This is a genomic window from Microcystis sp. T1-4, from assembly GCF_000297435.1.
Taxonomy (GTDB): Bacteria; Cyanobacteriota; Cyanobacteriia; order Cyanobacteriales; family Microcystaceae; genus Microcystis.
Genome location: NZ_CAIP01000241.1, coordinates 1 through 12,362 on the forward strand (window position 1 = coordinate 1; position 12,362 = coordinate 12,362).

Sequence of the window (12,362 nt, forward strand, 5' to 3'; positions counted from 1 at the left end):
GAATTACGATAATCTCCCCATTCAATCCCTGTACGGGCGAAGCATTCGTGCATAATCTATCACTGAAACCCTAGATTTTATATCCGAATGCTTCGCCCCTACCCATCAATTCCCCATCTGCCACGCTATGAATGAACAACGCACCCAATCCTGTCTAAATTATGATTTTTTTGATTATTTGACTGACTAGGATTTCTCTCGGCTATCATCCCTGTGATTTAATATCAATAAAGATAGGAGATAAGTAAATGCGATTACTCTCAATGATTTTACGACTCTTAGGCAGACTTTTGAGAAGTTTTATAATTCTCTTGTCGATTATCTTTATTGGTATTCCTTTGGGAATTTTAATGCTAATCTTTCCACCACTTAGACGGAAAATAGAATCTTTAAACTCATCTTCCCGTTCTCGTTCTTCAGATAAATCCACACATCAGACAATTCAAGACATTACAGCTGTAGATCAATTATCTCAGGAAATAACTCCAGATACAAAAGTACCTAATAGTGTTTATGTGCTGCTTTACAATGTGGGAACAGATAATGAGGGTATTCATACTATAAGTGTAGATGATAATCACAAAATATTACTGTTTGAGTCTCAAGAAGATGCGGCTACTTTCGTACAACAATTAGGGGAGCAGAATTTTCCTGTACCGAGTGTTGAAGCTGTAGAATATGAGGATATTTTGGGATTTTGTCAGCAGCAGGGTTATGATTGGGATTTAGTGCCAGAAGGAGAAAATCGAAATCCTCCCAGAGAAGGTGTAATTTTTAATCAAGCAACATCAGAACTTAATGACTCAAAATCTTCATTAAAAATAGAGTATTTAGAGCTAATTGAGAAAATAATGTCTACAGCTTCGGAAGATGACGAAAAAACTGCTCAATTATTAATTCATGTATTAGAAGAAAATTTAGAATTGTTAGGTGAAGAATTACTTGAAACAATGATGAGTGTTGCACAGCAGCTTGAAAACGAAGAACAAAAAGAAATATCACGAGTAATTACTACTCTAGCTCAACAAGGATTACCAAAATTATTTGATTTATACGAGGTTAAAATTATCAATTCAGCAACTCAACCTCAAAGTTATTTTGACTTGTTTATAAAATTATTAGAGCTAAGTTCCGCACCTTCTGCATCTTTTAATTGTTTTCTTAAAAAACACTTAGATAAATTAGACAATTCTTTAATAGAAGTAATAAATGATTGGGGAATAAACAAATTTTCAACTTTTGAGAAAGAGACAATTCAATATAGTGCAATGCTTCTAGTAAATCTTGGCAATAAATTTCAAGAATTTCCTCTGGGTAATATTTCTATTAATCAAGAGATTGCCATTACTTTTCATAAAATTTCCCTTACGGTATTTAATTTTGATGATTTTCCTTATGACTGGGCAATATCAAAAAATAATTTAGGAAATGCTTATGTTAGTAGAATAAAAGGTGATATAGCAGATAATATCGAAGAAGCGATAGGATTTTTTAATGAATCTCTAAAAGTTTATACCTTTAAGAGTTCTCCATTTTATTGGGCAACAACTCTATATAATTTAGGCCATGCTTATTTTCATAGAATTAAAGGTAATAAAGCTAATAATATAGAAGAAGCAATCAAGTGTTACACTGAATCTCTGAAAGTAAGAACATTAAATGCTTACCCTTATGAATGGGCAATGAATCAAAATGCTTTAGGGAACATTTACATAGATAGAATCAAAGGGAACAAAGCTGATAATATTGAAATGGCTATTAACTTTTGCAATGAATCTCTTAAAGTGATAACTTTAACAGCCTATCCTTATGCTTGGGCATTTACAAAAATGATTTTAGGTGATGCCTACCAATACAGAATACAAGGAAATAAAAGCGATAATATAAAAGAATCAATAAAGCATTATACTGAATCTCTTCAAGTTTTTACAATTAATTTTTTTCCTTATGATTGGGCATACATAAAAAATGGTTTAGCATTGGTTTATTTATATAGAACTGAAGGAGAATTAAGCGAAAACCAAGAAATGGCTAAAAGCCTATTAATTGAAGCACTACAAGTTTATACTTATGACAATCACCGTGTTGAATGGGCCATGATTCAGGGAAATTTAGCTCAATTGTATTCTGAAAGAAAATACGGAAATAGAGAAAATAATCTGAAAAAAGCAATCTATCACTCCAAGGAAACTCTAAAAGTTTTTACGTTTAATGCGTTTCCTGAAAGGTGGGCTGCCACACAAAATAATCTAGGGTTAATTTACATAAATCTTAATCAAATTTCTCAAGCTATAGAGGCTTTTCGCTTATGTTTAAAAGTTGCTACTCCGACAGATTTTCCCTTAAAGTGTGCAAATACAGGACAAAATCTTGGAGATACCGCCAGACTTATTGAAGATTGGGAAACTGCAATTGAGGGTTATAGTATTGCTATTGAAGCGGTAGAAAATGCCCGCTTAGAAGCATTAAACCCCCAAAGTCGCCAAGAGGTTTTATCTAACGCTATTGATATTTTCCATCGCATTGTACAGGCGCATCTTAACCTCAATCAGCCTGAGAAGGCATTAGAATATATCGAACGCAGTAAAGGGCGTAATCTGGTGGAATTAATCACCCAGAAAAACCTACACCCCCAAGGCGCTAGTCAAGAAATTGTCGCCCAATTAAATGAATTAAAGCAAAGAGTTGTTAATGAACAAATTCGCTTACAACATCAAAGCATTAATCAGAATTTAATGCGTAGTGATAACTTAACTCCTTACGTTCCAGATCACAGTTATCTGAAAGAATATCAACAAGACTTAGATAATTTTATTGCAAGAGAAATTAAAGATCCTCTCTTTAGCCTCACTCAAAAAGTTGAGCCGATCCCATTTACAGAGATTCAGGCTTTAACTGATGCCGAAACTTGTCTGCTGCAATGGTACATTACAGTAGAGAAAATACTCGCTTTTGTCGTGTCTGCTGAGGGAGAGGTTAAAGTTTGGCAATCTTCCGAGGATGATGTAAAGCAATTATTTGATACAATCAAAAATTATCTACAGCTTTACTACTCCAAAAATGGCAAGCAAGAATGGAGAAATCAACTGTCTAACCTCTTACATACTTTTGCTTATACTCTGCATATTAATGATATTCTTGCCCTCATTCCCGATACTTGTCAACGCTTAATTATTATCCCCCATTGGTTTCTGCATATCTTACCCTTACACGCCTTACCTGTTGATCCCCCACAACTCTCCTTAAAAAGGGGGGAGTCGGCAACGGGGGGATCAGAATTACAAGATTTATTTCCCAAAGGCGTACAATATGCCCCTAGTTGTCAAATCTTGCAAAAAATCTCCCAAACTTTTCACCATTCCGAGTTTAATAAACTGTTCGCTATTCAAAACCCCACTAAAGACTTATCTTACACTGACTTAGAAGTTAATATCCTCTCAACTTTCTTTACTGAACCTCAAGTTATCGCCCAAGATAACGCCACTAAAAACGCTGTTCTTCCCCATCTCAAATCCTCAGATAACCACTGTTATCATTTCTCCTGTCATGGAAGCTTTAACCAAGCTAACCCTCTTGAATCCGCCTTATTTTTAGCCAATAAAGAACCCCTAACATTAGGCGAAATCTTTGAACTGCGCTTGAATAAATGTCGCCTTATCACCCTTTCCGCTTGCGAAACTGGCTTAATTGATTTAAACTCTATCAGCGATGAATATATCGGTTTACCCAGTGGTTTTCTGTTTGCAGGAAGTCCCAGTGTTGTCAGTAGTTTATGGACAGTTAATGACTTATCAACCTCCTTCTTGATGATTAAATTATATGAGATTTTATTTGATGAGAATCAGCAAGTTTCTGTACCAGTTGCCCTAAAACAAGCTCAAAACTGGTTACAGAATTTAACCGTACAAGAATACTTTAATCAGTTGGATAGTTGCCTAAAAATTGTCAAGTCAATGCAACAAAAATTAACATCAAAAGAATTTAATCGATTGATGGATATGATTGAAGATGAACAAATTAGAATAAAAGGGTTTGAACTTAATTATAAGCTGTTCAATAACCCTTTTTATTGGGCTGCTTTTACCGCATCAGGTATCTAAACTAATCACAAAAATTGTCTAATGTTTCCCTAAAAACGTGAATAGCGAGAGGAGTTGCTACCACTACCAAAACTGGATTACCAGAAGTAGCAAGTAAACCAACTAATCCACCTAATATATTAGGTGCTAAATCATCTTTAACTCGGTCATGACATATTAATTGACGTGCTTGGGTGATAGCTTGTTGCCAAAAATTATCTTCATCTGCTCTCACTGTATCAATATTTGAACGCCTTGCTAATCTCATAGCAGCATACTCCAAATCGCCATCACACCGCTCAATTAAGTCAATATCTCCTAATGCGTTAGAATCCTCTGCCAATTCAGCGCGAAACTGGGCAATTTCTTCAGGAGTAACTTTAGTTGATTCAATATCCATAGGTTATTCTTATTTACAGACAATACTAATTGTATAGTTTCTATTTTGCTATCTATCGATAGTTTTTGATAGACAGTGTTAAGTGGTCAATTTCTCTTCTCTGATCCATGTTAAGAGCATCTTAACAATCTTTGACAAAATGAACTTTATGTGGGTTGCTTACCCAGAAATAAACTGATCACAAAATTGGCTAATTGTCAATAGCTTTTGAGATGCTCTCATTCCACAATACCCTCGATCGAGCTTAGGGTAACATTTTGGGCTTATTGAACTTAACTAGCGATAGATTCGAGGATTTATTAGCCCCATCAAAACCAAAAACCCTGATTTTAGCTAGATTTTACCCGATCTACCGCCCTAGCCCAACAAATAATTTTTCGCACAGATAAGAATTATTCTCAATAGCTGTACAATAGGAAAAGACAACTTTACCAAGAATCGAGCAATGAACGATAAAATAACTCGTAGAGTCTTTCTAGGCGCAGGAACAGCCACCTTAGCCCTAGCGGTGGGTCAATTAGGGAAAATAAACGAGGTTTCTGCCCAAACTAACCAATTAAACCTCTATTCCTCCCGTCACTACAACACCGACCGACGATTGTATGACAACTTCACCCGACAAACGGGAATAAAAATTAACCTCGTGGAAGGGGAAGCGGACCCATTAATCGAACGAATCAAAAGCGAAGGCCGCAATAGTCCTGCTGATATACTCCTGACGGTAGATGCGGGGAGATTATGGCGGGCCGACCAACAGGGAATTTTTGCCCCGGTCAATTCCCGCATTCTCACCCAAAGAATTCCCGCTAATTTGCGTCACCCCAAAGGTCACTGGTTCGGGTTTAGTAAACGCTTGCGGGTAATTATGTACAACAAAGACAGAGTTAACCCCAGAGAAATCGATTCCTATGCAGATTTAACCAATCCCAAATGGAAAGGAAAAGTCGTCACCCGGTCATCTAGTAACATCTATAGTCAATCTTTTACCGCTTGGTTAATCGACATCCAAGGGGAAGCGGCCGCAGAAAAATGGTGTCGAGGATTAGTGGCTAATTTTGCTCGTTCACCCCAGGGAAATGATAAGGCACAAATCGAAGCTGTAGCCGCAGGAATTGCCGATTTAGCCCTAGCTAACACCTATTACTTAGCTGGGTATGCCGAAGAAAAAGACCCCGCTAAACGGGCAATTTATGACCAAGTAGGCGTAATTTTCCCCGACCAAACAGGGCGCGGCGCTCACGTTAATATTAGCGGTGGTGGTTTAATTAAAACTGCCCCCAATCGAGAATCGGCAATTAAATTTTTAGAGTATCTTTCTAGCAATGAAGCACAGAACTTTTTTGCTAAGGGTAATCAAGAATATCCCGTCGTTCGAGGCGTTGCTTTAGATCCTGTTCTGGCAAAACTCGGACGCGGGAAAGAAGATACCGTTAGTGTGGCTAATTATGGTCCTAATTTAGCCAAAGCAGTACAGGTAATGAATCGCGCTGGTTGGAAGTAAGTTATCAGTTATCAGTTATCAGTTATCAGTTATCAGTTATCAGTGGGAAGTGGGAAGTGGGGAGCTTTTTTCAGTGATCAGAACGTAGGTTGGGTTGAAGCATGAAACCCAACGCCCGATTATGTTACGCTACCGCTAACCCATCCTACAAATAATTGTGCCTCCCTACTTAATTGGTTAAGCTAAAAGCTTGGATGTACTTAGTTTATAACCTTCTTTTTAGGTAGGAGAATTGCCAGATTCTTTTTTTTGCCTTTTGCCTTTTGCCTTTAGAAGCTAATTACCGATTACTGTTCACTGATAATTGCTATGTTAAGGCAAATAAAACCGAGAGATTATTAGCGGGCATAGGAATTACTTCTAACAATTGTAAACCTCGATCGCTCGCTGCTTGCACCACATCTTCTAAATTCCTAACTCCCCAAGCAGAGTTTTGAGAACGGAGAGAAAGATCAAAGCTTTCATTACTAGGAGAAGTATGTTTTCCCTGTCGTTTATAGGGACCATAAAGATAGAGAATTTCCCCTGGACTGAGAATGCGACTCGCTCCTGCCATTAAAGCTAAACAAGCGGACCAAGGGGCGATATGAATCATATTAATATTAACAATGGCATTAATAACAATATTTTCCTTCTCTACCGCCCAAACTGACTGATGAACATCGATAAATAGGGGGCGATCGAGATTAGAACTAGGACAATAATCGCACCAACTGCGAATACTATCTAGAGCCAGAGGGTTACAATCCGAGGGAATCCAACGACAAGGAGCAAGACGAGGGGCAAAAAAAACAGCGTGTTCACCCGTGCCGCTAGATATTTCTAGGATATTCCCAGTCTTCGGTAAAAATTGGCTGAGAACTTCCAAAATCGGCTGACGATTGCGTTCTGTTGCTGGAGCGTATTGACGTAAATCAGACATAATACTAAATCCTTTGAGTACAGGCTAGTTATGAGGAGAGGCAAAAGGGGGAATAAATAATCAGTTTTTAATAACAGGATTTAGTATAACTACAGCGTTTCTCCTAAAGATGAAGCGTAACCTAGATCAGTGATCAGCTTTTTTCTCCCTTCTCCCTTCTCTTCAATTCATAATTCATAATTACCACTCCTCAAACAGATTATATTACCCTTGGCAGTGCCTTGAGTCCGATCGCTGCTCTGGAAAAATATTAAGTTTTATTAAGAAGTTAGTGACAAAACACCAGCTTTAATCTCTATTATCGTAGTAAGTGGCTTTTGACTGGAATCAAGCCGGTCAAGATAAATAGTAACTTTTGCCCATCATCAAACAAAGATGGTCAGTCTAACTAAAACAGTCGCTGTGGCCATGCCCTCGTGATCAATTCCTATGTCAACCCTGGTTATTGTCGAATCCCCCACCAAAGCTCGGACGATCAGTAATTATCTGCCTAGCGGCTATCGAGTCCAAGCCTCCATGGGCCACATCCGCGATCTGCCCGCCTCCGCCGAAGAAATTCCCCCCGCCCAGAAAGACAAATCCTGGGCTAACTTAGGCGTGGATGTGGAGAACGATTTCGATCCTCTCTACGTCGTCCCCAAAACCAAAAGTAAAATCGTCAAAGAATTAAAAGAAGCCCTCAAAGGGGCCAGCGAACTGATCCTTGCCACCGACGAAGATCGGGAAGGGGAAAGCATCAGTTGGCATCTCTTGCAGGTACTCAACCCGAAAATACCCACCAAAAGGATGGTATTTCACGAAATCACCAAAGAAGCGATCCAAACCGCCCTGAAAAATTGTCGCTCCATCGACGAAAATTTAGTTCACGCCCAAGAAACCCGCCGCATACTCGATCGCCTCTACGGTTATACCCTCTCCCCCCTACTCTGGAAAAAAATCTCTAAAGGGTTATCCGCCGGCCGGGTGCAATCCGTAGCCGTGCGTCTGCTCGTGCAACGGGAACGGGAACGACGGGCCTTTAAAACCGCCAATTATTGGGACCTGAAAGCGACTTTAGAAAAGGACAAAAATCAATTCGACTCGAAATTAGTCACCTTAAACGGTCAAAAAGTGGCAAATGGGAGCGATTTCGATGCCGACACCGGCAGACTGCTCCCCGGTCGCCAGGTGACACTCTTAGATCAAGCGACGGCGGCGGCCTTAAAAGAACGCATCCAAGACAAAATCTGGCGCGTTAGCCACACCGAAGAAAAACCCACCACTCGCAAACCATCCCCCCCCTTCACCACTTCCACCCTACAGCAAGAAGCTAACCGGAAACTAGGCATATCCGCCAGGGACACCATGCGAATCGCCCAAAATCTCTACGAACAGGGCTACATCACCTATATGCGGACTGATTCCGTCCATCTTTCCGATCAGGCCATCACCGCCGCCCGCAATTGTGTAGAACAAATGTACGGCAAAAACTATCTCAGTCCCCAACCCCGGCAATACACCACCAAAAGCAAAGGAGCGCAGGAGGCCCACGAAGCCATCCGGCCCGCCGGCAGTAGCTTTCGCCTACCCCGGGAAACTGGTCTGAGCGGACTAGAATTCGCCCTCTATGACCTAATCTGGAAACGCACCGTCGCCTCACAGATGGCCGATGCCCGTATTACCCAGATCGCCGTCAATATTCAGGTGGAAGATGCCGGATTTCGCTCCTCCGGCAAAAGAATCGACTTCCCCGGCTTTTTCCGCGCCTATGTGGAAGGTTCCGACGATCCCGAAGCCGCCATCGACGACCAAGAAATCATCCTACCCCCCCTCAGCGTCGGTGATACCCCCAATTGTCGCAAACTAGAAGCCATTAGCCACGATACCCAACCCCCCGCCCGTTATAGCGAAGCCTCACTCGTAAAAACCCTCGAAAGTGAAGGAATCGGGCGACCCAGCACCTACGCCACCATTCTCGGCACAATTATCGATCGCGGTTATGCCCAAATGCGGAATAAAACCCTCATTCCCACCTTCACCGCTTTTGCCGTGGTTAGTTTGTTAGAAAATCATTTCCCCGACCTGGTAGATCCCAAATTTACCTCAAAAATGGAAGAAACCCTCGACGATATCGCCACCGGTTCCGCTCAATGGTTGCCCTATCTCGATCGCTTCTATCGCGGCGAAAAGGGGCTAGAAAGCCAAGTAAAAGAGCGCGAGAGTCAAATTAACTCTAGCACCGCCAAATCGGTGATTTTAGAGGATTTACAGGCAACTATCAAGATCGGCAAATACGGTCCCTATCTGGAAGTCTCCCGAGACGATCAAATCCTCACCGCTTCCATCCCCGCCGATTTAACCCCCGCCGACCTCAACCCCGAACAGGTAGAAACCCTGCTGCGACAAAAAACCGCAGGTCCCGATAAAATCGGTCTTGATCCCGACACCGGAGAACCCATTTATCTGCTCGTCGGTAGTTATGGTCCCTACGTCCAGTTAGGAGATGTCAGCGACGACAATCCCAAACCCAAACGCGCCTCCCTACCCAAAGGAGTCAAACCCGACGATATCACCCTCGAACAAGCGGTGGGTTTATTAGCACTGCCGCGACTGCTGGGAACCGATCCCCTCACCGGAGGCAAAATCAAAGCCAGTTTAGGACGCTTCGGTCCCTATATAGTTCGCGAAGAAGGCAAAGAAAAAGAATATCGTTCCCTCAAAGCCGGCGATGATATCCTAACCATCACCCTCGATCGCGCCTTGGCCCTATTAGCCGAACCGAAAAAAGCTCGCAGCACCCGCGGTTCGGGCAAACCACCCCTAAAAGAATTGGGCAAACATCCCGACGACGGGGAATTGGTGGCATTGTACGAGGGTCCCTACGGAGTTTATATCAAACACGCTAAGACCAACGCCAAAATTCCCGAAGGCGAAACCGCCGAAACCCTCACCCTAGAACAAGCTTTGTCGGCCCTAGCGGCCAAGGCAACTACTGCCAAGAAAACCACCACCAAGAAAACTACTTCTAGCACCACCAAAAAAACTACTTCTCCGGGTAGTAAAACCAGCAAAAGTAAGAAGGTTTAGCAGTTAGTGGTGAGGCAATTTTCTCCATGGTTAATTCCTCACCCCGACGCGGCGACAAATCCGGTTGGCTTTTTTGTCCTCTGCACCACTTTGACTAGGCTGATCCTAAGTAGGTAGGCGTTAAAAATTATCAGACACCACCCTTATCAAGGGTAGGGTTGATTCATGAATCAACCCTACCTTATCAAGTGGGGCAGGGGGGATCGAACGTAAAATCCATTTTTAATTTAATTATAACCAGCTACTTATACCTCAAATTCCCCTACTGTAAAGCAATCGCCATCGCTTCTTGGGGAATTTGCCGGTAAATTGGTTTTAAAAATTGTTCTATGGCATCGGATTCGGGAGCAGCCAGGGGAAAATTGCCTAAAATGTCGAGAATGGTTTGATTTTCATTCCCCGGCGTAATTACGACTAGGGAGGGATCTAGCTCTTCATCGTACTGCCAAAAGCGATCGATAGCACTTTCGGGGGCAGTTTTTTCGACTACTGCGGAGGGTTGACTGACTGCTAAAGGTTGATTATCAGAGGAATAGGAGCGTTTTTCCCGTAAAGCTTCCAGAATTTGGCTTTTGGTTCGGCCGCGCAGTTGCAACAGCAGGAAGGGATCGACGCTAAAACGATCGCCCAATTGATAATATACTGCTCCTATATGTTTGCAGGGGTTGGCTTGATCGGGACAGGTGCAACGGGAGCGAATATCGGCCAGGGAAAAGGGAAATAAATTCACCCCACTGTCGATAAAAATACGCTCGATATGATCGGGCATTTGTCCGGTGAGTAATTGAGCAGAATAAATGGCTTTTTTGGAGAGAAGCTTAATAATATAGTCCCATTCTTCATCACTAAAGGCCGCTAGGGATAAATCCACTATATAAGGCGCTGGTTCACTGCCTTGTACTCTGGCAATAACTTGCGAGTCTTCAAAGTCAATACTTAAAACATTGCCTTCTCTTGCGTACAGTCTGGCTCGTTCCAAGCGTTTTTTAAAGCGATAGGAATCGAGGAGTTCTAACCATTTTTGTACCCACCAAGCTTGTTCTGTCATTTTTTATTCACCCTACCGCTTATCAGCTTCGTTACCAACAAAAACGCCAATTCAAAAAGGAAAAGCATCACCCTAGAGGCTTTACTAGGAAAGGCTCATCAGGTATAGTCTGATCAATACAACAACAAATCAGACCCAAAAACGAAGCCCTCAATATCTTAACATAAGTAGGTAGGCACAATTATTTGTAGGATGGGTTAGCGGTAGCGTAACCCATGCGGGCGTTGGGTTTCATGCTTCAACCCAACCTACGTTTATTTTATATTTAATTCCACCCACCTACTTAGAACCAAGAAAGTTGCTCTACCAACTTAGTCAAGAGGAAAATTTATCTCAACGACAAATAGCCGTCTTGATCCTATGTCATCAAAGCACCACCTGAGCAAGTATTAAGAAGGAATCAGAGTTCCTGCGGATGCTATCTACAAAGGTATAGCACAAGCTGATACTAAATCGGTTTTTAGGCTAAGACGTATTTAAATCGCTTATTCTTAGATTAGCCGAATCTCCCCAAATCCCTTTACTGTTGCCTCTTGCCTCTTGCCTCATCTCAACAGGCAATTTAAATTACGAACAGCTTAATAGTGTGATTAACTCCCAATCGAACTTTAAAAATCCACTCCCCACTTCCCACTTTCCTATACTTTTTAAACAGGATTTAGTATGAGAGTGAGACTCGCCGCAAAAACTGAAAACAACCTTTTAAAAAAGTAAGTAAGTACCTAGGCAAAATTAATTACATACTCGCCTCCAAAATTGTCCAGCACTTTTTTAACGTAAGCGAGGAGGCTCTTTCGGTCTTTATAGGTGCTAAATTCAATCCATTCATATTTTAAAAATCTCCATAATATTTCAATTAAATTTCGCTAGTAACCGTTCCGACCTGTATCTCATAAAATAATTGATTATCTCGTTTCATTATTCCTAAAATATTTAGTCTTTTACCTTCAATTGGTGGCAACTTAATCGTGGTTTTTTCTTCTTGCCAAGCGTAAGGAATACAAGGCTTTGAATCCCATCCCATTTCATCCAAATATCCTATCTCAATCTCTCCTCTTTTTTCCTGTTTTTTGAGTTCTTCTAAAATAGGTAGTTTGACCTCAATCTCCCACTCATCAGACGTTTTGGCGACCCCTTTTCTCACCCTTTTCCACCTCATGTTGATTTTTTTATGAGTCTTTTTATCGTGTCTTTGCTTACGGTTAATTTCCATTCTTCTACAATTTTTATCTGGATTTTTTTTAAGCTTTTCGGTTCTTCAACTTGTTGACCTTGTGCTTCTATCAATTTAGGTTTTCTCCCTCTTCCTAGACGATTATAAAAACCAATTAGTTTTCTATCTTTCC

6 protein-coding genes and 2 pseudogenes are annotated in these 12,362 nt (G+C 41.2%); 4 read left to right on the forward strand and 4 right to left on the reverse strand.

Translation table 11 applies throughout. From position 1 onward, the window contains the following. The first annotated feature begins 248 nt into the window (after nucleotides 1–248). Entirely contained in the window at nucleotides 249–4,100 is a 3,852-nt protein-coding gene (locus tag MICAI_RS14805; RefSeq protein WP_008203487.1) for a DUF3110 domain-containing protein, read from the forward strand. Between the two features lies 1 nt (nucleotide 4,101). Here MICAI_RS14805 and MICAI_RS14810 read toward each other — a convergent pair whose 3' ends face one another. Continuing rightward, entirely contained in the window at nucleotides 4,102–4,479 is a 378-nt protein-coding gene (locus tag MICAI_RS14810; protein WP_008203488.1) for a hypothetical protein, read from the reverse strand. Between the two features lie 445 nt (nucleotides 4,480–4,924). On the opposite strand from MICAI_RS14810, the gene MICAI_RS14815 reads away from it, so the two are divergent. Next, nucleotides 4,925–5,980, forward strand: coding sequence for a Fe(3+) ABC transporter substrate-binding protein (locus tag MICAI_RS14815; protein ID WP_008203489.1), 1,056 nt, complete (start codon nucleotides 4,925–4,927; stop codon nucleotides 5,978–5,980). A gap of 307 nt (nucleotides 5,981–6,287) precedes the next feature. Here MICAI_RS14815 and MICAI_RS14820 read toward each other — a convergent pair whose 3' ends face one another. After that, nucleotides 6,288–6,902 carry a DUF938 domain-containing protein gene (locus MICAI_RS14820; protein WP_008203490.1) on the reverse strand — a complete coding sequence of 205 codons (615 nt, stop codon included), beginning with the start codon at nucleotides 6,900–6,902 and terminating at the stop codon, nucleotides 6,288–6,290. A gap of 429 nt (nucleotides 6,903–7,331) precedes the next feature. Between MICAI_RS14820 and topA the strand changes: the two genes are divergently transcribed. After that, the gene (gene topA / locus MICAI_RS14825) at nucleotides 7,332–9,968 is read left to right on the forward strand and encodes a type I DNA topoisomerase (protein ID WP_008203491.1); all 2,637 of its coding nucleotides are present in this window, start codon (nucleotides 7,332–7,334) and stop codon (nucleotides 9,966–9,968) included. Between the two features lie 262 nt (nucleotides 9,969–10,230). On the opposite strand, the gene MICAI_RS14830 is transcribed toward topA, so the two are convergent. Then, entirely contained in the window at nucleotides 10,231–11,016 is a 786-nt protein-coding gene (locus MICAI_RS14830; RefSeq protein WP_008203492.1) for an SWIM zinc finger family protein, read from the reverse strand. 268 nt (nucleotides 11,017–11,284) lie between these two features. Between MICAI_RS14830 and MICAI_RS27195 the strand changes: the two are divergent. After that, a pseudogene (locus MICAI_RS27195) lies at nucleotides 11,285–11,441 on the forward strand (IS30 family transposase); the annotation flags it as partial. A gap of 297 nt (nucleotides 11,442–11,738) precedes the next feature. Here the strand turns inward: MICAI_RS27195 and MICAI_RS14835 are convergent. After that, nucleotides 11,739–12,362 (reverse strand): annotated as a pseudogene (locus MICAI_RS14835) (transposase); the annotation flags it as partial.